Raw genomic sequence first — 226 nt, forward strand, 5'->3', positions numbered from 1 at the left:
AAACCTCAGCACCGGCAGCGCGCCGGACGCTAATGCACTGACTCAGAGCGGCACCTTCACCATCACCGCTTTGGACGGCGTCACCACGCTGACCGTCGGCGGCATCGCGGTCGTCACCAATGGTGTGGCCGCCGGCTTCCCACAATCGGTCACCACGCCGCTCGGCAGCACGCTGACCATCACTGGTTTCAACGCGACTACGGGGGTGGTGAGTTACAGCTACACC

The 226-nt window shown here is 64.2% G+C and carries 1 protein-coding gene; it reads left to right on the forward strand.

Annotated features, from left to right (window positions below):
• Positions 1–226: hypothetical protein (locus OC71_RS26680; RefSeq protein WP_041075041.1), on the forward strand; the 226-nt coding region annotated here is incomplete at both ends.

The sequence above is a fragment of the Pseudomonas sp. W15Feb9B genome, assembly GCF_000828175.1.
Lineage (GTDB): Bacteria > Pseudomonadota > Gammaproteobacteria > Pseudomonadales > Pseudomonadaceae > Aquipseudomonas > Aquipseudomonas parakoreensis.